Origin of the sequence: Kitasatospora sp. NPDC018619 (assembly GCF_044391605.1) — a bacterium.
Classification (GTDB): domain Bacteria; phylum Actinomycetota; class Actinomycetes; order Streptomycetales; family Streptomycetaceae; genus Kitasatospora.
The window spans coordinates 1-23,899 of record NZ_JBISAI010000025.1; the positions used below are offsets into that span (position 1 = coordinate 1).

The 23,899-nt window shown below is 74.4% G+C and carries 18 protein-coding genes and 2 pseudogenes; 12 read left to right on the top strand and 8 right to left on the bottom strand.

Annotated elements, in window-relative coordinates:
- Positions 1 to 439 precede the first annotated feature (439 nt).
- Positions 440 to 1,591: a three-Cys-motif partner protein TcmP gene (tcmP, locus tag ACH5AR_RS29725; protein ID WP_396304623.1), complete on the top strand. Its 1,152-nt coding sequence runs from the start codon at positions 440 to 442 to the stop codon at positions 1,589 to 1,591.
- On the opposite strand, the gene ACH5AR_RS29730 is transcribed toward tcmP, so the two are convergent.
- Positions 1,581 to 2,327, bottom strand: a complete 747-nt coding sequence (locus tag ACH5AR_RS29730; protein WP_396304624.1) for a DUF5131 family protein — start codon at positions 2,325 to 2,327, stop codon at positions 1,581 to 1,583. The genes tcmP and ACH5AR_RS29730 overlap by 11 nt on opposite strands.
- Before the next feature lie 489 nt (positions 2,328 to 2,816).
- On the bottom strand, positions 2,817 to 3,299 hold the full coding sequence (locus tag ACH5AR_RS29735; protein WP_396304625.1) for a hypothetical protein: 483 nt from the start codon (positions 3,297 to 3,299) through the stop codon (positions 2,817 to 2,819).
- A gap of 415 nt (positions 3,300 to 3,714) precedes the next feature.
- Here ACH5AR_RS29735 and ACH5AR_RS29740 point away from each other — a divergent pair, with 415 nt between their 5' ends.
- Entirely contained in the window at positions 3,715 to 4,920 is a 1,206-nt protein-coding gene (locus tag ACH5AR_RS29740; RefSeq protein WP_396304626.1) for a hypothetical protein, read from the top strand.
- 185 nt (positions 4,921 to 5,105) lie between these two features.
- On the opposite strand, the gene ACH5AR_RS29745 is transcribed toward ACH5AR_RS29740, so the two are convergent.
- Entirely contained in the window at positions 5,106 to 6,110 is a 1,005-nt protein-coding gene (locus ACH5AR_RS29745) for a PucR family transcriptional regulator (RefSeq protein WP_396304627.1), read from the bottom strand.
- A 310-nt stretch (positions 6,111 to 6,420) separates the two neighbouring features.
- Here ACH5AR_RS29745 and ACH5AR_RS29750 point away from each other — a divergent pair, with 310 nt between their 5' ends.
- On the top strand, positions 6,421 to 7,473 hold the full coding sequence (locus ACH5AR_RS29750) for a 2,3-butanediol dehydrogenase (RefSeq protein ID WP_396304628.1): 1,053 nt from the start codon (positions 6,421 to 6,423) through the stop codon (positions 7,471 to 7,473).
- 423 nt (positions 7,474 to 7,896) lie between these two features.
- On the opposite strand, the gene ACH5AR_RS29755 is transcribed toward ACH5AR_RS29750, so the two are convergent.
- Entirely contained in the window at positions 7,897 to 8,760 is an 864-nt protein-coding gene (locus ACH5AR_RS29755) for a helix-turn-helix domain-containing protein (RefSeq protein WP_396304629.1), read from the bottom strand.
- 146 nt (positions 8,761 to 8,906) lie between these two features.
- Between ACH5AR_RS29755 and ACH5AR_RS29760 the strand changes: the two genes are divergently transcribed.
- Positions 8,907 to 9,794 carry an alpha/beta hydrolase gene (locus ACH5AR_RS29760; protein WP_396304630.1) on the top strand — a complete coding sequence of 296 codons (888 nt, stop codon included), beginning with the start codon at positions 8,907 to 8,909 and terminating at the stop codon, positions 9,792 to 9,794.
- A gap of 57 nt (positions 9,795 to 9,851) precedes the next feature.
- Here ACH5AR_RS29760 and ACH5AR_RS29765 read toward each other — a convergent pair whose 3' ends face one another.
- On the bottom strand, positions 9,852 to 11,588 hold the full coding sequence (locus tag ACH5AR_RS29765) for an amidase (RefSeq protein WP_396304631.1): 1,737 nt from the start codon (positions 11,586 to 11,588) through the stop codon (positions 9,852 to 9,854).
- 142 nt (positions 11,589 to 11,730) lie between these two features.
- Between ACH5AR_RS29765 and ACH5AR_RS29770 the strand changes: the two genes are divergently transcribed.
- The gene (locus ACH5AR_RS29770) at positions 11,731 to 12,732 is read left to right on the top strand and encodes a LacI family DNA-binding transcriptional regulator (protein ID WP_396304632.1); all 1,002 of its coding nucleotides are present in this window, start codon (positions 11,731 to 11,733) and stop codon (positions 12,730 to 12,732) included.
- Positions 12,733 to 12,809: 77 nt separating this feature from the next.
- Here ACH5AR_RS29770 and ACH5AR_RS29775 read toward each other — a convergent pair whose 3' ends face one another.
- Complete coding sequence (locus tag ACH5AR_RS29775) at positions 12,810 to 13,721, bottom strand: glycoside hydrolase family 19 protein (RefSeq protein WP_396304670.1); 912 nt, start codon at positions 13,719 to 13,721, stop codon at positions 12,810 to 12,812.
- Positions 13,722 to 14,036: 315 nt separating this feature from the next.
- Between ACH5AR_RS29775 and ACH5AR_RS29780 the strand changes: the two genes are divergently transcribed.
- The 5 genes and pseudogenes from ACH5AR_RS29780 to ACH5AR_RS29800 form a co-directional block, all read left to right on the top strand.
- Positions 14,037 to 14,684 (top strand): TetR/AcrR family transcriptional regulator, encoded by a 648-nt coding sequence (locus ACH5AR_RS29780; RefSeq protein ID WP_396304633.1) that lies wholly within the window; start codon positions 14,037 to 14,039, stop codon positions 14,682 to 14,684.
- 66 nt (positions 14,685 to 14,750) lie between these two features.
- Positions 14,751 to 16,334 carry an FAD-dependent monooxygenase gene (locus tag ACH5AR_RS29785; RefSeq protein WP_396304634.1) on the top strand — a complete coding sequence of 528 codons (1,584 nt, stop codon included), beginning with the start codon at positions 14,751 to 14,753 and terminating at the stop codon, positions 16,332 to 16,334.
- A gap of 242 nt (positions 16,335 to 16,576) precedes the next feature.
- Complete coding sequence (locus ACH5AR_RS29790; RefSeq protein WP_396304635.1) at positions 16,577 to 17,587, top strand: metallophosphoesterase family protein; 1,011 nt, start codon at positions 16,577 to 16,579, stop codon at positions 17,585 to 17,587.
- 234 nt (positions 17,588 to 17,821) lie between these two features.
- Positions 17,822 to 18,355, top strand: a pseudogene (locus ACH5AR_RS29795) (carbohydrate binding domain-containing protein); the annotation flags it as partial.
- Between the two features lie 204 nt (positions 18,356 to 18,559).
- Positions 18,560 to 19,522: pseudogene (locus ACH5AR_RS29800) on the top strand (chitinase); the annotation flags it as partial.
- A gap of 101 nt (positions 19,523 to 19,623) precedes the next feature.
- Here ACH5AR_RS29800 and ACH5AR_RS29805 read toward each other — a convergent pair.
- Entirely contained in the window at positions 19,624 to 20,667 is a 1,044-nt protein-coding gene (locus tag ACH5AR_RS29805; RefSeq protein ID WP_396304636.1) for an NAD(P)-dependent alcohol dehydrogenase, read from the bottom strand.
- 266 nt (positions 20,668 to 20,933) lie between these two features.
- Between ACH5AR_RS29805 and ACH5AR_RS29810 the strand changes: the two genes are divergently transcribed.
- Together ACH5AR_RS29810 and ACH5AR_RS29815 are read left to right on the top strand one after the other, a co-directional pair.
- Positions 20,934 to 22,259, top strand: a complete 1,326-nt coding sequence (locus ACH5AR_RS29810; RefSeq protein ID WP_396304637.1) for a peptide ligase PGM1-related protein — start codon at positions 20,934 to 20,936, stop codon at positions 22,257 to 22,259.
- Positions 22,260 to 22,330: 71 nt separating this feature from the next.
- A complete protein-coding gene (locus ACH5AR_RS29815; RefSeq protein WP_396304638.1) occupies positions 22,331 to 23,302 on the top strand; it encodes a zinc-binding alcohol dehydrogenase family protein in 972 nt (323 codons plus the stop codon).
- Between the two features lie 56 nt (positions 23,303 to 23,358).
- Here the strand turns inward: ACH5AR_RS29815 and ACH5AR_RS29820 are convergent, their stop codons facing one another.
- Positions 23,359 to 23,889, bottom strand: coding sequence for a MaoC family dehydratase (locus ACH5AR_RS29820; protein ID WP_396304639.1), 531 nt, complete (start codon positions 23,887 to 23,889; stop codon positions 23,359 to 23,361).
- Positions 23,890 to 23,899 lie beyond the last annotated feature (10 nt).

The following is a 23,899-nucleotide window of genomic DNA, read 5'->3' on the forward strand; positions in this document are numbered from 1 at the left end:
GCCGAGCCGCGCGCCGCCCCTTCCTCGAGCCCCCCCGCCCCCCGCCCGGGGGGGGGCGGGGGGGGGCGCGGGGCCCGCCCCCCCCCCCGCGCCCCCGCCCCCCCCCCCCCCCCCGCGGCCGGGCCGCAGACTGCCTTCCCTGGCGAAGGGTGCCGGTGTACGGCCAGTGATGGCGCCCTAGGCGACACGCTCGGCCGAATGGCGGGGGCTCGACCCCCGCGCCCACGCCCACCACGGGTACGCGAACGAGGACCGGTGGCCGACACCGCGGCCCTCGCGGCCGGGCACGGGGTCTGCTCCCTGGCGCTCCCCGCTCCGTTAGGCCGTATCCGCCGGTGCAGAGCCTCACCGGCCTGCACGCCCCCTTTACGGCGCCCTCCCGCCTCGCCCACTCTGTAGCGGTCGAGACTGGTACGGGTGTCGGGCCGGGAGGGGACGGATGTCGAAGGGCACCTCGGGGGAGTACTGGACCGCGCCGGCGTTGCCGAGCGTCTTCAAGCACGACCTGCTGAGCCGGTACATACCGAAGTTCGGCGGCATGACCGGCTCGCAGGCCAAGGAGGTGGTCTACCTGGACGGGTACGCGGGCGAGGGGCGGTACCTCAACGGCGAGTCGGGTTCGGCCGAGCGGGTGCTCAAGGTGGCGGCTGACCATCAGTCGAAGGGGCTGGTCCGGTGGACGTGCTTCTTCGCGGAGCGGTCCGCGGATTCGTTCACCCAACTCGAAGCACTGGTGGGGGAGTACCGGTCCCGCGGCGTCGACGCCCGGGCCTTCCGCGGCGACGTGGTCGGCCTGTTCGACCAGGTGCTCGCCGCCGCAGAGGGCAGGCCGCTGTTCCTGTTCCTCGATCCGTGCGGGCTCGCGCTGCCCTTCGACCGCCTGGTCGAGGTCCTCGCCCGACGGCGCACCACCGCGGCCTGGCCGCCCACCGAACTGCTGCTCAACTTCAGCATGATGGCGGTGCGCCGGATAGGCGGCAACTCGCACTCCCCGAAGGGGAACGAGCGGACCAACGAACGGCTCGACGCGGTGTGCGGCGGGACGTGGTGGCGGCGGTACTTCGCCGACGGGTACACCCAGGACGCGGACGAGAAAGTGGCCACCGAGTACAGCCTGCGGCTGGGGAGCGCGACCGACATGCGGATGGTGTCGGTGCCGGTCACCAAGGGGCCGGGGCAGAAGGCGGTCTACAACCTGGTGTTCGGGACGCGCAGCAACCACGGCCTGTGGGTCTTCGGTGACGCGCATGCCCGTGCCCGCGACACCTGGTGGGAGGGTGTCGAACTCCAGGAAGAGGCCAGAGAAAACGCCCTGTTCACCGTGGCGACGATGCAGCGACCGGACCCGACGGAGGTGCAGAAGGAGGCGGTGCCGGCCATCGCCGAGAACATCTGGACGCTCCTGCAGCGGGGACGGCCGTTCAAGCTGGTGGACCACACGGTCCAGGTGTTCGGCGACTACTACGGTCAGGTGCCGGAAACCGTCGTCGGCAAGGCGGTTCGGCAACTGCACGCGGCGGGCCTCCTCGCGAACGGCGGGAAGGTGTCGAGGATCAAGAACCTGGAGGTGCGTCCGTCGGTCAGGCGCTGACCGGTAGCGGTAGCTGGTCCCAGGTGCGGCCGTCGAGCAGGCGGCCGCCCGCCTTGGGGGTGTGCCCGCCCCACTGCTTGAAGAAGAACGCCACCTCCTCCCGGAGACAGGCATCGCGGACCTCTCGGACCCAGGCCGCCTCCATGGGCCGGTAGCCGGGCCCGGACTCGCCGCCCGCGATGACCCAGTGGATGCCGTCCAGCTCCAGCCCGCCCAGCGGGCCCAACAGCGGCTCGCAGGACAGGAACCGGACAGCGGCGGGCACCGCACGAAGGTCCTCCACCCGGTCGAGCTCCTCCGTGCTTTCCACGGACACGCCCATCCACACGTTGGACGGCCACACCAGTCGGTCCGCCACGCGCCGCAGCCGCCGGGCTCGCTTGGTGAGCACCTGGTACGTGTGCTGCGGGGTGTCCGCCATCACCGCGAAGATCTGGCGGACGAAGGCGAGCGGCACGCGGGCGTGGAAGAGGTCGGACATCGAGTCGACGAAGACCGTCCGCGGACCGCGCCATCCGTACGGCGCCCGCAGCACGTCCGGGTGGAGCGTGAGATCGAAACCGGGCCCCGACGTCCGGGGATCACCATCGTTCTGATACTTCGCGGCTCCCATGGCCTTCAACCGCTTCGCCAGCGTGAGCGCGTAGCAGTTGTCGCACCCGGCCGACACCCGGTCACACCCCGTCGTGGGGTTCCACGTCACCTCCGTCCACTCGATCCCGCTGCGCTCGCCCACTGCCGCTCCCGATCTCCGTTGTGCACCGGGGCCCCGTCCCTGGAGGAGCCCGAATCCCATGTCCGCTACCACACTCCTCCGTTGAGCAGGGACCTGTCGAACCCGGCAGGTCACAGGAGTGCCGTCCAGCTCCTCTCCTGGGGTCACCGCCCGGTACGTCATGCGGAGCGAGGTCCCCTCCCGATCTCTGTGCTGGTCAGGCTCGGGTGCCGGAGTGTTGCGGCGGCCTGGCCGGGAGCGACTCGTCGGTGATGAAGTAGGTGATCGAGCGGCTCTGCGCCTGCTTCGTCGATCCTCAACTCCGAGGCCAGTCGGCGTACTTCGGGCGGGCTTCTACGGCCTCCAGTGCCTGGGCTACGCGATCCTGCCGCGGGCGGATGCGGGCAGGGTGGGGGAGGCGGGCCCCGGGCCTTCGGGGTGGTCGGGGAGTCGCGGGAAGCGCCCCGGGCGCCGGCGCCCCGGGGGGAGCCGGCACCCGGGGCGGGTGCGTCAGTAGACGAGGATGTCCCAGTGGCTGCCCTCGTTGCAGTAGAGGTTGCCGGAGGCGGCCTTCCACTGCGGGTAGCCGTCGCTGCGGTAGCCGATGTAGGTGAAGCTGTTCTGGATGTAGTTGTCGATGCAGGAGTTGCGGGAGATGTCCACCTTGTAGCCGTTGTAGTGGCTGTAGGTGCCCGAGGCGTGGCCCACCTCGGTCCCGCCCGTGATGTTGACGGCACAGCCGCTGGCCTGCTTGAGGGTGATGATGGCGCTCACCGTGCCCGAGTTGATCTGGTCGAACGAGGTGCAGCTGGAGTTGGACCTGGTGGTGCAGCCCCCGCTGGAGCTCCAGGTGATGCCGGCGCCGCTGAACTGGGCGGCGGCCGCGGACTGCGACAGCTTGGTGCCGCTGGCGCCCGCCGTGGGCGCCGAGAGGGCGAGGCCGGCCAGGGCCAGGGCGACGACGGTGGCTGCGGTGCGTGGCTTCATCTGCATCTCCCGGTGAGGATGGTGTGCCTCCGACTGGACCCCGCCCGCCCCCCGGGTGCCGAGCCCCGGCGGGGGCGGGGAGTCCGGCGCCGGGCCCAGGAACCGGCCCGGACGAACGGGTCGTACGCCGTGCTGTGCCGCGCGGGTGCTCCGGCGCTCCGTGGTGCTCGTGCGCGGTGCCCTGCGGTCGGCATCGCACCAGGATGGCCGACCGGGGTCTATGCGAGTAGACCCCGGTCTGTGAATTTCGCGTGACGGACGGTGGCCCGAGGCGCGTCGAAACGGCCGAGCGGGGGCGGTGCGGCCCGGGCCGCCACCCGTCCCTTCGCCCGTGCGGCCGCTGCTCGGGTGTTGCGGACATGCTCAAGGCGCCCCTAGCGTGAGGGGCCCCCGACGATCTTCCTACGGAGAGGCCTCCTTGATGTTCAGTCATGTCAGGACCGCGGCGCGAGCGGTGCTCGCGGCCGGCCTGCTCGTCACCGGCGCGCTCGTCGGCGCACCGCCGGCGGCGGCCGCCACGGCACCGACCGCCCTGGCCGCGTCCGACTACACCCTCACCGCGGACTACCACCGGTTCGACGCGCTCGACTCGGCCCTGGTCGCGCAGCTGGGCACCTCCCCCGTGCACACCGTGATGGAGCACGCGAACCACGACCGGCAGCCGCTCCCGTCGTCCTTCTCCGTCGCCGGCCTGACCGCCGGCTTCCGGTTCGACGACGGCGACAACTCCGACTGCCAGAGCTTCCCCCAGGGCATCACGACGAGCCGGGACGCCGTGGGGACGGCGGACAGCGGCAACTACGACGGCCATCAGCTCGTGCTGGTGAGCTGGTACACCAAGGACGGGTGCAGCGGCGCCCAGCAGCGCAGCCGGATCACCCTGGTCGACTGGGACGCCACCTACCCCAACACCTACCGCAAGATCCTCCTGGTGGAGCCGACCGGCACCGCCGCGGCGCCGGACTTCAAGGACATCCCGATCCACGCCGGGGGCGTCTCCTGGTACGGCGACTACCTCTACGTCGCCGACACCGGGCGCGGCATGCGCGTCTTCGACATGCGCAAGATCCTCAACACCGACTCCGGCGGCACCGCCGACCAGATCGGCCGCCAGGCCGGGGGCGCCTACTACGCCCACAACTACGCCTACGTGCTGCCCCAGGTCGGCACGATCACGGCGCAGACGACCTCCGCGGACAAGCTGGTGTGGTCGTCCGTCTCCCTCGACCGGGTCAGCAGGTCGATCGTGATGACGGAGTACACCTGCCAGTCGGGCTGCACCGACTACCCCAACCGCCCGCCGAGGGCGGTCCGCTTCCCGTTCGCCTCCGGGGCGGCCACGTTCGCCGCGACGACGACCGCCAGCCAGGCGCTCCAGCTGCCCTGGTACAACCTCAACGGAGTGGCCTCCCACAACGGCCGGTGGTGGTTCAACTCCTCGCGGCAGAAGGCGCTCTACTACTGGACGCCGACCGCCGGCCCCGCCACCTTCGCCTGGGTGGGCGGCGGCGAGAGCCTCTCCTACTGGGAGGACGCCACCGACCCCGACCTGCTGTGGTCGCTGCAGGAGACCACGGGCGGGCGCAACGTCTTCGCGGTCACCCAGGCCACCTACGGCGGCGGCTGACGGGTGGGCCGGGGCCCGGGCCGGGGCCCAACGGTCCGGGCCCCGCTCCGGCGGCTCGCGGCGGACCCCCCGGCGGGTCGCGGTCCTGCGCCCGCGGTCCTGCGCCCGCGGTCCTGCGCCCGCGGGCCCGCGGGCCCGGGGCCCGGGCAGGCTTGCGCGGCGTCCGTCCCGTTCGCCCCGCCCGCTCAGCCCCGCCCCGGGGCGCAGGGCGGTCCCGGGACGGGGTCGGTGAGGCGTTGGAGGAGGGCCGCCGCGATGTAGCGCATCCGGCCGGTGGTCGAACGCGGGTCGTAGCCGAGGTCGCGGGTCAGCGCCTCGTGCCTCGCCTGGAGGGTGGAGTGGTGCATGCCGAGCTCCGCCGCGGCGGCGCGGAGGCTGTCCGCTTCCACGAGGGCGCGCAGCACCGTGGCCGAGCGGGCGTCGAGGCGCAGCAGGGCCCGGACGTCCTCGTGCGGGGCGTGCGGGTCGTGGGCCTGGGCGAGCATGAGCATGGCGCCGAGGTCGGTCGCGTCGACGGTGGGCGTGGACGGGGCGGTCAGCCGCAGCGCGATCACCGCGCCGTCCCAGGACGCGGGCGCGCGGTCCGCCCGCACCCACGGGCCCAGTCCGGCCCGCCCCTGGAACGGCACGCGTCCCGTCGTGTCCAGGCTCGCGCGCAGGATCCCGTAGCGGGTCGGCAGGATCGTGGAGGGCGCGTCGGGAGCCTGGTCGTCCACGCGGGTCGCGATGAGCCGGATCCGGGTGCCCGGATCCAGGCGCAGCCGGGCCAGGGCCGTCGTGCGGTCGTCGAGCGTGCGGGCCGCGTCGATGCCGATCTCCAGGGCGCTGCCCGTGTGCCGGCGCAGGTCGAGGAGTTCGACCGCGAAGGCGAGGCGCTCGACGATCACCGCGTCGTTCGGGTGTGCGGCTCCGTCCCGCTCCAGCCACACGCAGCCGTCGGAGCAGGGGCGGGCGGGGGAGCGCGGCTCGCGGCCGGTGGTGCCGTCCAGCAGCCGGCCGTCCGGGTCGCGCCGGCTGGTCCGGCCGTGCCGCTCGGCGCCGGCGACGGTGCCGGACAGGGCGGCGGCCCCGCGCAGGAGGCCGTCCAGGCCGACGTCTCCGGTGATCAGCGTGTCGAAGTAGGAGACCACCTTGAGGGCCTCGGCCGCTCGTGGGTCCAGCGCGTCGATCCGGTCGATGAGTTCGTGCATCCTCGCTCCCTCGGGTACGTGGCGACCCTACCGCCGCGCCCGGCGGGGGCCGGGGCGCGCGGGGCGCGCCGTCCGCAGGGTTCCGCGCGCCGGGGCGCGCGAATGGCGGGCAGCACCGCCGGAATCCGCCGCGGACGGCGGTGGCCCGTGGCCTGGGGGCGCCCGACGATGGGACGGACGGCGCGACCGCGCGGCGCGGGGCAGGCCGGCTCCGGCCGCCGTCGCGGCCCGCGGTCGTTCGGCCCCCAGGCCGAACCGGTCGGCGACGGGCGATCCCGGCCGGCCAGGAGATTCCCAGGAAAGGCGAAACATGAAGGCAGCACGGTTCCACGGCAGGGAAGACCTCCGCATCGAGGAGGTGCCGGAGCCCGGTCCCGGTCCCGGGCAGGTGAAGCTGCGCAACGCGTTCGCCGGCATCTGCGGCTCCGACCTCCACTTCTTCTTCCACCCCGAGTCGCTGCCGTTCGACGTGAACCGGCCGCACCCCCTGACCGGCGCCACCCTGCCGCAGATCCTCGGCCACGAGTTCTCCGGCACGGTCGTCGAGGTCGGGGAGGGCGTGACGGACGTGAAGGTCGGCGACCGCGGCGCCGTCTACCCGATGGCGGTCTCCTGCGGCGAGTGCGGGGCCTGCCGCAAGGGGCTGCCCTTCTCCTGCCGGCTGATGGGATCGCTCGGGGCGAACGTGGAAGGCGGCGGCCTGGCCGAGTTCTCCACGTTCGACGCGTCGCTGCTGCACGTGCTGCCGGAGAGCGTGGACCTGCGCCTGGGCGCGCTCGTCGAGCCGATGGCGGTGGCCTGGCACGCGGTGGCGCGCAGCGGCGTCGAGGCGGGCGGCACGGCGCTCGTCGCGGGGGCGGGACCGATCGGGATCGGCGCCTGGTTCGCGCTCAAGGCCCGCGGGGTGGAGCGGGTGCTGGTGTCGGAGCCGAGCGCGGACCGACGGGCGATCATCGCGGCCCTGGGCGCGCGGGTCGTCGACCCGGTGCACGAGGACCTCGCGGGCGCCGTCGCCTCGCTCACCGACGGGCGGGGCGTGGACGTCGCCGTGGACGCGGCGGGCGCCGGCCCGGCGGTCACCTCCGCCCTGGCCGCCCTCGTCCCCGGCGGCCGGCTGGTGGTCACCGCGCTGCACGAGCAGCCGATGCAGTTCCAGCCGACGCAGCTCATGATGGGCGAGACGGAGGTCGTCGGTGCGGTCGGGTACCGGCCCGAGGAGTTCGACGACGTCATCGCGGCGATGGCCGACGGGGTCTACGACACCACCGGCTGGGTGACGGAGCTCCCGGTGGAGGGCGCCGTCGACGCGATCCGGTCGCTGCGCGCCGGCATCGGCGCGAAGGTGCTCCTGCGGGTCGGCTGAGCGCCGTCGAACGGGCCGGGGCGGGCGCCTGACAGGGCGTCCGCCCCGGCCCGTGGTCGCCGGCCCGTGGTCGCCGGCCCGGGCGCGGGCGTGGCCGCGGGCTCCGGCTCAGTGCGGTCGGCGGCGGCAGGACCGCGGCGGGCCTCCCGGCCGAGCGGCGGTAATCGCAAGGGTTGGCACCTGTCACTCCTTCGGGGAGCGGAGCTGGCGTGCGGGGGCCCGGGTGCGGCAGCATCGGGGCGGGAGCCGGTCCGGGCAGGACCGGGGTGGTTGAGGAGCGGGTGCCCGTCGTGGTGACGTGCGGGCACCCGTTCAGCGCGGTGGACCCGCCGCTACCGGCGGCCGGGCCTCCGAGGGCGCCGAGGTCTCCGAGGGCACCGGCCCGGGCCGTCGCCGGGCGGGCGGGCGTCGGCCGTGCAGCGGCTACCGGCCCGGAACCGCGCCGCGGGCCAGCTCGGCCAGCCGTTCGGCGTCCGGGGTGCCGGGCTCGGCGGACCAGAGCACGAGCTGCTGCTCCGGTGCGCCGGCGTAGCGGAAGGTGTCCCAGTCGAGGGTGAGGCCGCCGACGACGGGGTGGCTGATGCGCTTGCTGCCGAAGTCCTGGTGCGCGACGCGGTGTTCGGCCCACCAGACTCGGAACTGCCGGTCCGCCACGGACAGTTCGCCCACCAGGGCGGTGAGGGCAGGATCGGTGGGGTTGGTGCCCGCCTCCATCCTCAGCACCTCCACGCAGGTGCGGGCCACGTCCTCCCAGTCGGCGTAGACCTCGCGCATCGCCGGCTCGGTGAAGACCAGGCGGACGTAGTTGCGCTCGGCTTCCGGCACGCGCGCGAAGTCGTACAGCAGCCTCGCCGCCAGCGGGTTCCACGCCAGGATGTCGAGCCGCGGTCCGAAGACGATGGCCGGCGTGTCGGTGAGCTGCCCCAGCAGCCGCGCGAGGTGCGGGTGCAGCCTGGGCCGGGCCGGCCGGCGCGGCGCCCGGTGCCGCCCGGCGCGGGCGGCCTGGCCGACCAGTCCTTCGACGTACGTCCGCTGGTCCCCGTCGAGCCGCAGCTCCCGCACGAGCGCGTCGAGCACCGGCGGCGACGGGGCGAGGCGCCCCTGCTCGATGCGCACGTAGTAGTCGGTGCTGATCGCGACCAGCTGCGCCACCTCCTCGCGGCGCAGGCCCCGGACGCGGCGCCGGGTGTGCCCGTGCTCGGGCAGCCCGACCTGGGCCGGGGTGAACTCGCCGCGGCGGTGCCTGAGGAACTCGCCGAGCTCGCGGAGGTGTGCGGATGAGGTCACCCGTCCAGGATGGCACCGGGGCGGGGCCCCTGCCTGGGAAGGATCGTTCCCAGGATGCGGCCCGACCTTCCCCGCGCCCGCTCGTCGCCGGACAGTGGAGACAGGCCGCAGATCGCCGGCCACCGTGATCCCGTCAGGAGCAGACCATGAGGACCGATGTCCGATTCCCGACCAACGGCCTCCAGCTGGCCGGCCACCTCTACCTCCCCGAGGACGCCGACGGCCCGCTCGCCGCGATCGTCGTCGGCCACCAGACCACCGGCGTCAAGGAGCAGTCCCCGGCGGTGTACGCCGAGCGCCTCGTCGCGGAGGGCTTCGCCGTGCTGACCTTCGACGCCGCCTTCCAGGGCGAGTCCGAGGGCATGCCGCGCGGCCTGGAGGACCCGTTCCAGCGCGCGGAGGACTTCCGCGCCGCGGTGTCCTACCTCACCACCCGCCCCGAGGTCGACCCCGACCGCATCGGTGTGATGGGCGTGTGCGGCTCGGGCGCCTACGTGCCCTACGCCGCGCAGACCGACCACCGGATGAGGGCCGTGGCAGGCGTGTCCGGCACCGACGTGCCCAGCTTCTTCCGCGAGGCCGACCCCGACGGCTGGCGGGAGATGGTGGCGAACTCCGGCCGGCTCCGCAGCGCCGAGGCCGCCGGCGAGCCCGCGGCCACCTTCCCCGTCCTGCCGGAGCGGGCCGACGCCGACACCCCGGCCCCGACGGCCGAGTTCGTCGACTACTACAAGACGCCGCGCGGGCGGCACCCCCGTTCCACCGGGGACGTGGTCGTGCGCAGCGCCGACCTCCTGGACCAGTTCGACTCCTTCGCCGACGTCGCGAAGATCGCACCCCGACCGCTGCTCATGATCGCCGGCACCGAGGCGGTGACCCGCGGCTTCTCCGAGAAGGCCGTCGCCGACAGCCCCGGCAACGCCGAACTGTTCCTGATCGAGGGCGCCACCCACGTGGACCTCTACGACCGGGACCCGTACGTCGCGACGGCCGTGGCCAAGCTCGTCGGGTTCTTCCGGAAGAACCTGGCCTGAGGCCCACGCGCGGGCCCGGGCCGGCCGTTCACCGCCGGCCCGGGCCCGCACGCCCCGTCACCGCGCCGGCAGGCGCGGCGTGCGCGGCGGCTCCGTGCGGCGGCTGCCGGTCGCCTCGAAGGCGGCGGCGAGGGCCAGCAGGGCGTTGTCGTCGTAGGCGCGCCCCGCGAAGGTCAGCCCGACGGGCATGCCGATGTCGGCCATGGTGCCCATCGGCACGGTGACCGTCGGGATGCCCAGGTGGCGGGGGACGAGGTTGCCGTTGGCGACCCAGACGCCGTTGCGCCAGCCGAGGTCGGCGGAGTCCTTGGAGACGTCCATGTCCGCCGGGCCGACGTCGGCGACGGTGGGGAAGACCACCGCGTCCAGGCCCAGGTCGTCCATCCACAGCTCCAGGTCGATCCGGCGGGTCTCCTCCAGCCCGCGCAGCCCCTCCTCCAGGTGCGGGATGTCCGTGAAGGACGCGTAGGGGCGCTCGCGCACGAAGCGCGGGTAGTCGCCGATCGAGTCCTCGAAACCGTCGTAGCGGTCCGGGAGTTCGCCCTCGTGCTGGGGGAAGATGCGGTCGCCGTCGACCTCGGCCAGGGTGGGGAACGCCGGGTCGCCGTTGGCGCGCAGGAAGTCGTCCCAGGCCCAGGCGGAGAGGTCCTCGATCTCGACGGTGAGGAAGTCCCGGCCGACCAGGCCGCGGGTGAACAGGGAGGGCGCGCCGGGGCGGTCGGACTCGTAGTTGGTCACGGCGGGGAAGTCGACCTCGACGACCTCGGCGCCGGCGGCCTCCAGGTCGCGGCGGGCGGCCTCCCACAGGTCGATCACCGAGGGGCGGGTGTCGATCGGCTGCCCCGTCTGGCCGCCGATGCCGCCGTCGGGGTTGGTGCCGGCCCCGGGGTCGGCGTTGATGTACATCCGGGGCACGCCGACGCGCTTTCCGGCCAGCGCGGCGCGGGCGGCCCGCGCGTCGGCGGGCGCGAGCGCCGGGTACGAGGCGGGGCGGACCTGCGAGGCCTTGGGCAGCCGCACCCAGGGCTGGGCGCGCCACAGGTCGCCGCGGGTGTCCGGGTCATCGGCGACCACGACGTCCAGCAGCTCGAACAGGTCGGCCATGGTGCGGGTGTGCGGGACGACGACGTCCATGGTCGGGACGAGCGGCCAGTTGCCGCGCACCGAGATGACGCCGCGGCTGGGGGTGTAGGCGCACAGGGCGTTGTTGGAGGCGGGGGCCCGGCCCGAGGACCAGGTCTCCTCGCCGAGGCCGAAGGCGCCGAACGAGGCGGCCGTCGCGGTGCCCGAGCCGTTGGAGGAGCCGGAGCCGTAGGCGCTGGTGAGCCAGTCGGCGCTGTACGGGCTCTCCGCGCGGCCGTACACGCCGCGCTGCATGCCGCCGTTGGCCATCGGCGGCATGTTGGTCAGGCCGATCAGCACGGCCCCGCCGGCGCGCAGCCGCTCGATCGCGAAGGCGTCGCGCTGGGCGACCAGGTGCTCGAAGGCCGGCGAGCCGGCCGCGGCGGTCAGGCCCTTGGCGAGGTAGCTGTCCTTGGCGGTGTACGGGATGCCGTCCAGCGGGCCGAGGGTCTCGCCCCGGGCACGGCGGGCGTCGGAGGCCTCGGCCTCGGCCCGGGCGTGCGGGTTCATCACGACCATCGCGTTGAGCGCGGTGGCGGTGCCGGGCCGGTCGTACGCCTCGATCCGGGCGAGGTAGGCGTCGAGGAGTGCGACCGAGGTGGTCTCGCCGTTCTCCAGCGCGGCGCGCAGGTCGGCGATACCGGTCTCCACAACATCGAATCCGCGCGTCATGCGGGTGTCTCCTGGATGTTCGGGTCACTGGTGCTGGAACGTTCCAGCAGTGGTCGGCACCTTACGCACTGCTGGAACGTTCCAGCAACCAGCGGCGGGCGCGTCGCGGGACCGGCGTGGGCTGCGTCTAGACTTCCCGGCTGTGACCAGCCGCTCCGTGACCCTGATCGACGTGGCCCGGGCGGCCGGGGTGTCCAAGAGCACCGCCTCCAACGCGCTCGGCGGCTCCGGGCGGGTGTCCGAGGCCACCCGCGAGCGCATCCGGGACGTGGCCCGGGAGCTGGGCTACCGGCCGAACACCGCGGCCCGCAGCCTGCGCCGGTCCAGCACCGGGGCGGTCGGCCTGTACCTGCCGCGGACCGCCACCCGGCTGGACTACTACATGAACCTGGCCTTCGGCGCGGTGGAGCGGGCCAGGGAGGACGGGCTGGACCTCGTCCTGCTGGCGCCCGGCACGGCGGCCGACGGCGGGCTGGCCTCCCGGGTGGACGGCCTGCTGGTGATCGACCCCGAGCTCGACGACCCGGCCGTGCCGGCCCTGCTGGACGCGGGCGTGCCGGTGGTCACCGGTGAGCGCTACCTCGGCGGCGGGGTCGCGCCCAGCGGTGCCGTGGTGTGCGACAACGCCGCCTCGCTGGCCGTCCTGCTGGACCACCTCGCGGAGCGCGGCGCCGGGCGCCCGGCCCTGCTGGCTCCCGGCCCGGGCTCCGACTGGGCGGCGGCGCTGCGGGGCGCGGCCGAGGCCTGGAGCCGGCGCCGGGGCGTCGGCGTCACCGTGCGCACGGTGCCGTTCGCGGCCACGCCGGCCGAGGCCGAGGCCGCCACCGCGGACCTGATCGCCGGCGTTCCCGGGCTGGACGCGGTGGTCTGCGCCCCCGACGGCGCGGTGCCCGGGGTGCTCGCGGCGGCGGCGCGGGCCGGCCTGCGGGTGGGGGCGGACCTGCTGGTGGCGGGCTGTGTCGACGGCGCGGCGGCGCGCGGCTCCGTCCCGCAGGTCACGGCCGTCGACCTGCGGCCGGCGGAGTACGGGCGCGCCTGCGCGGCGGTGCTGAGCGACCTGCTGGCGGGAGCGGCCCGGCCCGGTGTCGTACGGCGCCACGACTGGACGCTGAACGTCCGGGAGTCCACCGCGGGCGGGGCCTGAGGCCGGCCCCGCGCCCCTGGCGGCCGCACGGGAGCGGCCCGGGCCCGCCCCGTCCACGGGGCGGGCCCGGGCGGGGCTCAGCAGCCGAGCCTGTCGCCCGGCACGGTGCCGAGCAGCTGGGTGAAGCGCTGGTAGGCGTCGATCCGGCTCTGCACCTGCGCGGGGTTGCCGCCGTTGCACTCCAGGGAGCCGTTGATGCTGCGGATGGTCTCGCCGAAGCCGTAGCCGTTGACGATCGCGTTGTGCGGGGTCATGGTGCCGGGCCCGTTCTGGGTGTTCCAGTACCAGAGCGCGGTCTTCCAGGCGACGGCCGGGTCGGTCTGCACCAGGTTGGGGTTGTGCAGCAGGTCGATGCCGAGGGCGTCGCCGGCCGCCTTGTAGTTGAAGTTCCAGCTCAGCTGGATCGGCCCGCGCCCGTAGTACGCGGACTGCCCGGCCGGGCAGCCGTACGGCTGCGAGGCGTCGCAGTAGTGGGGGTAGTTGGCGGTGTTCTGCTCGACCACGTAGACCAGCGCGCCGGTCTCGTGGTTGACGTTGGCCAGGAAGGCGGCGGCCTCCTGCTTGCGGACGGTGTCGCTGCCGGTGGCCGCGAAGGCGGGGTAGGCGCCGAGGGCGTCGATCAGGCCCTGGTAGGTGTAGAAGGCGTTCCGGTTCGGGAACATCTGGTTGAACTGGGCCTGGCTGACCGGGAATCCGCCCGGGTTCGGCGTGCCGGTGGACGTCGCGGTGCCGGTCGGGGTCGGGCCGGTGCCGCAGCCGCCCTGGTCGGACCAGACGCCGGAGCCGCCGGTGCTGGGCGGCTCGTTCTGGGTCCACCACTTGGCGAGCCAGTTGTGGCCGTTGTAGGAGACGGTGGCGCCGCCGGTGTAGACGGCCGAGGAGCTCCAGGGCGCGGCGCAGACGGCGGCGCTGGCGTTGGCCGCGGGCAGCAGCAGGGCCACCGCCAACGCCGTGACGACGGCGCAGAGCAGTGCGAGCAGGCGTTTCATGGACACTTGATCACCCCTTTGTGCGGTGTGGGGCCGCACGGTCGTGGAGGAAGGGGACGTCGGGGCAGGGGAGCGCGCCCCGCGGGCGCGGAGCCCGTCGTGACGGTCCGTCGTGGGGGCGGGCCGGCGGCGGTGCGGGCCGGTGCGGGGCTGCCCCAGACTCAAGCGGAGTGGTCTATACCTGTCAAGGGGTCCGGACGGGAAGTCAGGGCGGGGGAGGTGCCCCGGTGGCCGGGCGGCGCCCGTCGCGCCCGCGAAAAAGTTGCCGAACCGGAAACCTTGCCGTCCCGGCAAGATTCTCTCTATGCTCCTCGCATGGCACCTGCAGACGAGACCCGTACCACCGTCGACCGCGCCTCCGGCCGGCCCGGGCTGCGCGAGCGCAAGAAGCGGGAGACCAGGGTCGCGCTGAGCCAGGCGGCGATCCGGCTCTGCGTCCTGCACGGCTGGGACGCCGTGACGGTCGACCGGATCGCGGCCGAGGCCGACGTCTCGGTCCGCACCTTCCGCAACTACTTCGGCAGCAAGGCCGAGGCGATCGCCGCCAGCCACCTGGAGCGGATGCTCCGGGTCGGTGACGAGCTGCTCGCCCGGCCGGACGGCGAGCCGCTGTGGGACGCGCTGCTGCACGCCGTCCTCGGCCAGTTCGCGCTGGCCGGCGGCTCCGGGCCGCAGGGCGACCGTTGGCGCGAGGGGGTGCGGCTGATGCTGGCCGAACCGGCGCTGGCCGGCGAGATCGTCAAGGCCAACGCCGCCGCCCAGCAGGAGCTGGCCCGGGCCGTCGCGCGGCGCACCGGCCTCGACGCCGAACGCGACGTCTACCCGAAGCTGGTCGCGGCCGTGGTCGCGGCGGGCAGCGCGGTGGCCGTCGAGCACAGCCTGCGCGCCGACGCCTCCGTGCCGCTCGGCACGGTCCTGGCCCAGGTCTTCGAGCAGCTCGCCGCCGGCCTGCCCGTCCCGTAGCCGGGCAGGGCGGTCGGCGCCCTGCCCGGTGCCACCCCCTTCCGTTCGCCCCGAGGAGACGTGACCGTGACAGACGAGACCGCGACAGACGATGTGATCATCGTGGGAGGCGGCCCCAACGGGCTGATGCTGGCCTGCGAGTTGAGCCTGGCGGGCGTCCGCCCCGTGGTGCTGGAGCGGCTCCCGCGGCCGAGCGACGAGCCCAAGGCCAACGGCCTGCTCGGGCAGGTGGTGCGGCTGGCCGACCACCGCGGCCTGTACGAGGCGCTCGGCGGCGGACAGGAGCCCCCGCGCGCGAACTCCGCCTACTTCATGTTCGCCGCCATGGGCCTCGACCTCAGCCTGCTGGACGACAGCCCGGTCCACGGCCTGGCCGTCCCGCAGCGCCGCATCGTCGAGGTCCTGGAGGAGCGCGCCCGGGCGCTCGGCGTCGACCTGCGCCGCGGCCACCGGGTCACCGCCGTCGCCCAGGACGAGGAGGCCGTCACCCTCGACGTCACCGGCCCCGACGGCGACCGGCGGCTGCGCGCCCGCTACGTGGTCGGCGCGGACGGCGCGCGCAGCGTGGTCCGCAAGCTGACCGGCATCGGGTTCCCCGGCGTCAGCTACGACCGCCGCACCAACCGCACCGTCCACGCCACCCTCCCGGCCGACCGGGTCGACCCGGCCAGTGGCGCCCTCACCGTTCCCGGCCACGGGCCGGTCCTGCCGTTCCTGCCGCACCGCACCGACCGGGGCGGCTTCACCTACGCGCCGTTCCCCGGGCAGCCGCCGCTGGTCAGCACCACCGAGTGGGACCAGCCCCCGACGGACGAGCCGATGACCCTGGCCGAGATGGAGGCGAGCATCCGCCGGGTGCTCGGCACCGACCTGCCGCTCGGCCCGCCGCAGGGTGCGGGCCCGCACGTGCTGCGGCGGCTGGACGGCGGCAACACCCGGGTCGCCGACCGGTTCCGCGACCGCCGGATCCTCCTGGTCGGCGACGCCGCCCATGTCTACACCTCCGGCGGAGGCCCCGGGCTCAACCTCGGCCTCCAGGACGCCGCCAACCTCGGCTGGAAGCTCGCCGCCGTGCTGCGCGACACCGCCCCGCTCGGCCTGCTCGACACCTACGACACCGAGCGCCGCCGGGCCGCCCGCCGCATGGTGCTCAACGCCGAGGCGCAGTCCGCGCTCACCGCACCGGGGAGCGACACCACCGCCCTGCGCGAGCTGTTCACCGAGCTGCTCACCCACAGGGAGGTCGTGCAGCACCTCGCCGACCTGACCGCGGGCACCGACGTGCGCTACGACATGGGCGTCGCCGACGCCCACCCGGCGGTCGGCCGCTTCGCGCCGGAGCTGGAGCTCGTCACCGGGGCCGGGAAGGTCAGGCTGGCCGAACTCGCCCGGAGCGCACGGCCGTTGCTGGTCGACCTGACCGAGGGCAGGGCGCTGGTGGCGGTGCTGGCCGAGGGCCAGGAGGCGGTGGAGCCGGTCGTCGCGGACGGCGGCCCGGCCGGCCTCGGCGGCCTGCTGGTCCGCCCGGACGGCTACGTGGCCTGGGCCGGCGGTTCGCCCCGCCCCGACGCGGCCGAGCTGGACGGCCTGCGGGCGGCCGTCGAGCGCTGGTTCCCGGGCTGCTCCGGAAGCCCGGCGGAACGGGCCTGACGGAACGGGCCCGGCGGAACGGGCCCGGGGAGCCTCCGGGCGGGGCGGCGGTCCGGGCCCGGCGGTCCGGGCCCGGGGAGCCTCCGGGCGGGGCGGCGGTCCGTACGGCGCCCCGCCCGGCCTCGGCAGCGCGACAGCGTCCGTTCACCTGGCCGTCCACTCGGTCGCCTATGGATAACGGGTCTGGTCCGAGCGCGGGGCCCGGACCGCCCGGCCCCGCGCGACAGTCGAAAGGAACGACCATGGAACGCAGATCCCTGCTCGGCGCGACCGCCGGGGCCCTGGTGCTCGGAGGCCTCGCCCAGGGGACGGCCGCGGCCGAGCCGGCCGACGGCGGCGCACCGGTGAGCACGTTCAACGTGATCAGCGACATCCAGGGCGACCTCGGCGACCTCGCCCAGGCGCTGCGGGACATCAGGGCCACCAACCCGCGCTCCTCGGGGCTGGCCGTCGCCGGAGACATCACCCCGCGCGGTTACGACTTCGAGTACGCCGAGGTGCAGAAGGTGCTGGACCAGGGGCCCAAGCCCCGCGAGGTGGCCTGGGCCATCGGCAACCACGAGTTCTACGTGCCCAAGTGGGCCGACCCGGACACCCTCGCCCAGAGCACCTGGCCCAACGGCACCACCGAGGACTCCCTCTTCCGCAGCTTCCATCGCTTCGCCCGGCGCTCCACGGTCTACGCGGAGACGACGTTCGGCGGCATCCCGGTCCTGACCCTCGGCACCGAGCGCTACATGAGGTACCACGACAGCTCGCTCTGGGACGAGGTGTGGATCAGCGAGGCGCAGTTCCAGTGGCTCGACGACCGCCTGCAGTACTGGGCGCGCCGCCGGAAGCCGGTCATGGTGGTCACCCACCACCCGCTGCCCGACACCGTCTCCGGCACGCGCAGCAGGATCTACCGGAGCGACTACCTCCAGCCGGACCGCCTCCTCGGCCTGCTGGGGCGCTACCGCGACGTGTTCCTCTTCAGCGGCCACACCCACTGGGACCTGACCCTCTCCGACTGGTACGTGCGCCGCGTCGTGCCGGGCACCGCCAACCTCGACGGCTTCTCGGTGGTCAACACCGGTGCCGTGCAGACCGGTTTCGCCGACAACGGGCAGGGCGGCGAAACCACCGTGCCCGGGCGCTTCAACCAGGGGCTCCAGGTGGAGGTGTACCGCGACCGCGTCGTCATCCGGGCGCGCGACTTCGCCACCGGCACCTGGATGAAGCGGATCTCCGTACCGCTGGCCACCCGGATCTGACGCGACGCCGGGGCACCCGCCGGGCCGGCCGCCCGGCGGGGCTCCTCGGCTCGGCTCGCGCCCGACTCCGGGGATTGGTCCAGACCTCAATTGGTCCAGACCTATTGACGGGCCATCCGGCCCCTCCTACGATCCGGTCCGGCACACCCCCACAGGTCCCACCTCACCCAAGCCGGGCGTCACGCCCCCACGCGTCGGTCATGTCCATGGCGCTCGGCGGGAAGGGAGCACAGCATGTTCCGTCGAAGGCCGAGTCGTCCACGCCCGCCGCAGGCGCCCCTGGAACGCGCGTCGCAGGCCCACCGCACCGGCCGGCAGCAGCCCGGACCGAGCCTGCTGCGGCGCACCGTCGCCGGGGTGAGCGCCGCCGCCGTGGTCGGCGCCGGCCTCGCCGTGGCGGGCAGCGTCACGGCCGGGGCCGCCACCCCGAACCTGGTGGCCAACCCCGGGTTCGAGGACGGGCTCAGCGGCTGGAGCTGCTCCGGCGGCACCGGCGCGGCCGTCGGCAGCCCGGTCCACTCCGGAAGCTCCGCGCTCCAGGCGACGCCGACCGGCCAGGACACCGCGCAGTGCACCCAGACCATCAGCGTGCAGCCCAACTCCCAGTACACGCTGAGCGCCTACGTCCAGGGCAGCTACGTCTACCTCGGCGCCACCGGCACCGGCATCAGCGCCAACGCGTCCACCTGGACGGCGAGCAGCCCCGCGTACAGCCAGCTCAGCGTCGGCTTCACCACCGGGGCCACCACCACCTCGGTGACCGTCTTCCTGCACGGCTGGTACGGGCAGCCCGCGTTCTACGCCGACGACGTGGCGCTGACCGGCCCCGGCGGCAGCAGCCCCAGCCCGACGGCGACCGCCACCACGCCGACCACGGCCCCGCCCACCTCCACGCCGCCGACCAGCACCCCGCCCACGTCGACCCCGCCCACGTCGACCCCGCCGACCAGCACCCCGCCCACCACGACGCCGCCGGGCGAGACCTGCCCCACGAAGCCCAAGCCCTCCGGCAAGGTCCTCCAGGGGTACTGGGAGAACTGGGACGGCGCCTCCAACGGCGTCCACCCCGGCATGGGCTGGGTGCCCATCACGGACAGCCGGATGGCCGCGCACGGCTACAACGTCATCAACGCCGCCTTCCCGGTGATCCTCTCGGACGGCACCGTGCTGTGGCAGGACGGCATGGACACCAACGTCAAGGTCTCCACTCCCGCCGAGATGTGCCAGGCCAAGGCGGCCGGCGCGACGATCCTGATGTCCATCGGCGGCGCCGCCGCAGGCATCGACCTGAGCTCCAGCACCGTCGCCGACCGGTTCGTGGCGACCGTCGTGCCGATCCTCAAGAAGTACAACTTCGACGGGATCGACATCGACATCGAGACCGGCCTGTCCGGCAGCGGCAACCTCACCACGCTGTCCGCCTCGCAGAGCAACCTGATCCGCATCATCGACGGCGTGCTGGCCCAGATGCCGGCGGGCTTCGGCCTGACGATGGCCCCCGAGACCGCGTACGTCACCGGCGGCAGCGTCACCTACGGCTCCATCTGGGGCGCCTACCTGCCGATCATCAAGAAGTACGTCGACAACGGCCGGCTGTGGTGGCTGAACATGCAGTACTACAACGGCAGCATGTACGGCTGCTCCGGCGACTCCTACCAGGCCGGCACCGTGCAGGGCTTCACCGCGCAGACCACCTGCCTCAACAACGGCCTGACGATCCAGGGCACCACCGTCAAGGTGCCGTACGACAAGCAGGTGCCCGGCCTGCCGGCCCAGCCCGGCGCGGGCGGCGGCTACATGGACCCGGGCCTGGTGAGCCAGTCGTGGAACGCCTTCAACGGGTCACTGAAGGGCCTGATGACCTGGTCGATCAACTGGGACGGCTCGAAGGGCTGGAGCTTCGGCGACAACGTCAAGCGCCTCCAGGGCCGGTGAGCACCCGCCGCCGGTGAGCCGCCACCGGTGACCGACGCAGGCGCGACAGCCGGTGTCCCGCGCCCCCCGAGCACCGCTCCGGGGGCGCGGGACGCCTGCCGTCAGAGGGTGGAGTTGTCGATGACGAAGCGGAAGCGGACGTCGCTGGCCAGGACGCGCTCGTACGCCTCGTTGATCCCCTCGGCGCCGATCACCTCGATCTCGGCCGCCACGCCGTGCTCGGCGCAGAAGTCCAGCATCTCCTGGGTCTCGGCGATGCCGCCGATGCCCGAGGAGCTCATGCTGCGGCGGTGGCCGCCCAGCGCCCGGACGTCGACCAGCAGCGGCTCCTCCGGCAGGCCGACGTTGACCATCGCGCCGTCGGTGCGCAGCAGGGAGAAGTACGCGGCGAAGTCGATCGGGGCGGAGACGGTGTTGAGGATCAGGTCGAAGCTGCGCGCGAGGTCGCGGAAGGTCGCCGGGTCGGCGGTGGCGTGGTAGTGGTCGGCGCCCAGCCGCAGGCCGTCCTCCCTCTTGCGCAGGGACTGCGACAGCACGGTGACCTCGGCGCCCATCGCGTGGGCGAGCTGCACGCCCATGTGGCCGAGCCCGCCGAGGCCCACCACGGCGACCCGCTTCCCGGGGCCGGCCTTCCAGTGCCGCAGCGGGGAGTAGGTGGTGATGCCCGCGCACAGCAGCGGGGCGGCCCTGTCCAGCGGCAGCGCGTCCGGGACGCGCACGACGTAGTTCTCGTCGACGACGACCGTCTTCGCGTAGCCGCCGTAGGTGGGCCGGCCGTCCCTGCCCGTGTCGTTGTACGTCCACACCGGGCCCTCGGCGCAGTACTGCTCCAGGCCGGCCCGGCAGTTGTCGCAGGTGCGGCAGGAGTCGACCATGCAGCCGACGCCGACCCGGTCGCCGACCGCGAACCCCGTGACGCCGGGGCCGACCTCGGCGACGACGCCGGCGATCTCGTGCCCGGGCACCATCGGGAAGATCGCCTCGCCCCAGCCCTCGCGGGCCTGGTGGATGTCGGAGTGGCAGATGCCGGCGAAGGCGATGTCGATCAGGACGTCGTGCTCGCCGACCGCGCGGCGCTCGATGGTGGTGCGCTCCAGCGGGGCCTTGGGGGCGGGCGCGGCCCAGGCCGTGACGGTGGTGCTCATGCGGGTGCGTTCCCTTTCAGCGGACGGGGCCGGGCGGAGGGGCCGGACGGGCGGGGCCGCCGGCTGCCGCGGCGCGGACTGCGCCACCCTAACCGAGCCCGGGCGCGCGCCGGCGGGCGGAGCGGCCGCTCCGCCCGGGCCGACGGCGCGGGCCGCGGGGTTGTTCGGCGTTTTTGTTCAATGACCGAGGGCCGAACCCGAACAACCCCGGTGCGCTACACCGGTAGCACAGGTCACGACGGCACCGGACGCGGGAGACCCCCCAGATGACGACGCTCTGCATCGCGAACAACCGCACCGAGGAGATGGTCGGGGACCTCTCCGGGATGGCGCCCCCGGAGCGGCGGTTCGCCGGCTGCGGGGCCCAGCGGATGCTCTGGTGGGCCGAGGACGGCGACGTCCTGGTGCTGCCCTGCGCCCCCGACCCGGAGTTCCTGGCGTACGTCACCGGGCTGACCGGCGCCCGGGCCGAGAGCCTGGCCTTCGTGGTGCCGCCGCCGGGCGCCGAGGGGGACCAGCTGCTCACCGCCGACCGCCTGGCCGACCCGGGCTTCCGCGCGGAGCTGCGCCGCGCCCTGGCCGGGCGCACCGTCGACGAGGTGCTGGCCATCTCGCCGAACGGCGCGGTGGCCGACCTGGCCGAGGCGCTCGGCCTCGCGCACGCCATGCCCGGCGGGCCGTTCGCCGCGCAGGGCGGCAACGCCCTGGTGAACAGCAAGGCCGGGTTCCGGGCGCTGGCGGCCGGCGCCGGGGTGCCGATCCCGCCCGGGCGGGTGGCCGGCTCGCCCGCCGAGGTGGAGGCCGCGATCGAGCGGCTGCTGGCGCGGGGGCACAGCGCGATGGTGAAGGTCGAGTACCAGGCGGGCGGCCTCGGCAACGAGATCCTCGCCCGGGACGAGGAGGTGGAGCCGGTCGGCGCCGAGCGGGTGGTACCGCTGCCGGACCGCGCCGCGGTCGCCGGGTACGTGGCCGAGCGGTGGACCTGGCTGACCGGCGGGCGCGGGCAACGGGTGGTGGTGGAGCGCTACTTCGCCGACTCGGCGCCGCTCTACGCCCAGTTCCTGGTCGGCGACGCGGCCGTGGTGCTCTCCGGCTGCGGCGAGATGATCATGCGCCCGGTGGTGGTCGGGGAGATCACCCCGCCGGTCACCCCGGACGCCGCGGCCCGCGCCGAACTGGTCGACCAGGGCGCCCGGCTGTGCGAGGCGCTGCGGCTGATCGGCTACCGGGGCACCGTCAGCGCGGACGCCGTGCTGACCCCGAAGGGCGAGATCTACTTCCACGAGACCAACGCGCGCCTCACCGGCTCCAGCCACCTGCACGACGTCTACCTCGGCCGCCTGCTGCGCGAGGAGCACCGCGGCGCGCGCTTCGTCCTGGAGCTCGGCGGCCTCGCGGTGCCGTCCTTCGCCCGGGCCGTGGCGGCGCTCGACGGGGCCGGACTGGCCTTCGACCGGCGCACCGGCACCGGCGTGCTGTTCAGCAGCGACTTCGGGCCCGTCGACGGCTCGGTGATGTACTGCGTGGTCGCCGGGAGCCCGCAGGCCGTCCGCGCCCTGGAGGCCGAGCTGCACGCGCTGTTCGCCGGATGAGCCCCGGGAGGACGACCGAGCGCGCCGGGCCGGGGCCCACCGGGGCGGCGGGAGAGAGGGAGAGGCACGGGATGGGAACGGACGGGAGCGGGATGCGCGCACTGGTGATCCACCGCTACGGCGGGCCGGAGGAACTCCGCGTCGAGACGGTGCCGGAGCCGGCGGCCGGCCCGGGGCAGGTGCTGGTCGACGTCACCCTCGCCGGGCTCAACTACGCCGACCTGGAGTGCCGCACCGGCGAGTACCTGAAGTTCCCGCTGCCGGCGGTGCTCGGCGTCGACGTGGTCGGGCGCCGCCGTGCGGACGGCCGCCGGGTCGTCGCGCTGCTGCGCACCGGCGGCGGGTACGCCCCGGTCGCCGCGCCCGAGGCGGCGCACACCGTGGAGGTGCCGGACGGCGTGGGCGACGAGCAGGCGCTCGCGCTGCTGGAGCAGGGCGCGACGGCGTACGGAGCGCTGGCCCTGGCGGGGCGGCTGCGGCCGGGCGAGACCGTCGCGGTGACCGCCGCCGCGGGCGGGGTCGGCCACCTGGCGGTGCAGCTGGCCAGGGAGCTGGGCGCGGGCCGGGTGGTTGCCCTGGCCTCCACCCCGGAGAAGCGGGAGTTCCTGCGCACCCTGGGCGCGGGGACCGTGCTCGACCCGCGGGACCCGCAGCTGGCCGGCCGGCTCGCCGCCGCGGGCGGGGTGGACCTGTTCCTCGACTCGGTCGGCGGCCCGGTGCTGCGCGCCGGGCTGGCCGCGCTGGCGCCGTTCGGGCGGCTGGTGTCGGTCGGGGCGAGGGAGGGCGTGCAGGACGCCCTCACGGTGACCGAGCTGACCGAGCGCTCGGCGGGGGCGCACGGCTTCTGGCTCAAGCACGTCCTGGCGGACCGGGCGCTGTTCGCGGGCGTCGTGGACCACCTGTTCCGGCTCGCCGCCGAGAAGCGGGTGGTGGCGCGGATCGACCGGACGGTGCCGCTGTCCGGGGTGGCCGCCGCGCACCGGGCGATGGCCGCGCGGGAGACCGTCGGCAAGGTGCTGGTGGACGTGCACCGGGTGGACTGAGCGGTGCGGGAGGCGCGGGGCCCGGCGGCCGGAGCGGTCGGGCCCCGCGCCCGCGGTCAGTACCCGGCGACCTCGTCCAGGCCGTGGCCGCGCAGCGGGACGAGGAAGCTGCGCTCGAAGACCACCACGACCTCGCCGGTCGACTTCGTCCCGGTGGTCCGGCAGCTCACGATGCCCTGCCCCTCCCGGCTCCCGGACAGCCGCTTGGCGAGGGTCTCGGTCTGCGCGTAGAGGGTGTCGCCGGTGAAGACCGGGTGGGTCATCCGGATGTTCTCCCAGCCCAGGTTGGCGATGGTGCGCCCGCTCGTCGAGCGGGCGGTCATCCCGCCGACGATGCTGAGCGTCACCAGGCTGGAGACGATGGGCCGGCCCCAGGGGGTGTGCGCGCTGTAGGCGGCGTCGATGTGCAGCGGGGCGTCGTTCATGCTCAGCATGCTCATCAGCACGTTGTCCAGCTCGGTGACGGTCCGCCCGGGGCGGTGCTCGACCACCTCGCCGACCTCGAACTCCTCGTAGTAGCGCCCGACCACCTCACGGTAGCGGCGCTCGCCGATCCGCCGGTAGCCGGCGGGCTCCGTCGCGTCCATCGTGGGTGCT

What these genes read in the sequence shown, in the direction of transcription:
- ACH5AR_RS29780 (WP_396304633.1), top strand. Translation starts at nt 14,037, where the DNA reads ATGGCACCTGCAGACGAGACCCGTACCACCGTCGACCGCGCCTCCGGC.
- ACH5AR_RS29805 (WP_396304636.1), bottom strand. Translation starts at nt 20,667, where the DNA reads ATGAGCACCACCGTCACGGCCTGGGCCGCGCCCGCCCCCAAGGCCCCG.
- ACH5AR_RS29760 (WP_396304630.1), top strand. Translation starts at nt 8,907, where the DNA reads ATGAGGACCGATGTCCGATTCCCGACCAACGGCCTCCAGCTGGCCGGC.
- ACH5AR_RS29790 (WP_396304635.1), top strand. Translation starts at nt 16,577, where the DNA reads ATGGAACGCAGATCCCTGCTCGGCGCGACCGCCGGGGCCCTGGTGCTC.
- ACH5AR_RS29815 (WP_396304638.1), top strand. Translation starts at nt 22,331, where the DNA reads ATGGGAACGGACGGGAGCGGGATGCGCGCACTGGTGATCCACCGCTAC.
- ACH5AR_RS29745 (WP_396304627.1), bottom strand. Translation starts at nt 6,110, where the DNA reads ATGCACGAACTCATCGACCGGATCGACGCGCTGGACCCACGAGCGGCC.
- ACH5AR_RS29810 (WP_396304637.1), top strand. Translation starts at nt 20,934, where the DNA reads ATGACGACGCTCTGCATCGCGAACAACCGCACCGAGGAGATGGTCGGG.
- ACH5AR_RS29765 (WP_396304631.1), bottom strand. Translation starts at nt 11,588, where the DNA reads ATGACGCGCGGATTCGATGTTGTGGAGACCGGTATCGCCGACCTGCGC.
- ACH5AR_RS29735 (WP_396304625.1), bottom strand. Translation starts at nt 3,299, where the DNA reads ATGCAGATGAAGCCACGCACCGCAGCCACCGTCGTCGCCCTGGCCCTG.
- ACH5AR_RS29775 (WP_396304670.1), bottom strand. Translation starts at nt 13,721, where the DNA reads ATGAAACGCCTGCTCGCACTGCTCTGCGCCGTCGTCACGGCGTTGGCG.
- ACH5AR_RS29740 (WP_396304626.1), top strand. Translation starts at nt 3,715, where the DNA reads ATGTTCAGTCATGTCAGGACCGCGGCGCGAGCGGTGCTCGCGGCCGGC.
- ACH5AR_RS29750 (WP_396304628.1), top strand. Translation starts at nt 6,421, where the DNA reads ATGAAGGCAGCACGGTTCCACGGCAGGGAAGACCTCCGCATCGAGGAG.
- tcmP (WP_396304623.1), top strand. Translation starts at nt 440, where the DNA reads ATGTCGAAGGGCACCTCGGGGGAGTACTGGACCGCGCCGGCGTTGCCG.
- ACH5AR_RS29820 (WP_396304639.1), bottom strand. Translation starts at nt 23,889, where the DNA reads ATGGACGCGACGGAGCCCGCCGGCTACCGGCGGATCGGCGAGCGCCGC.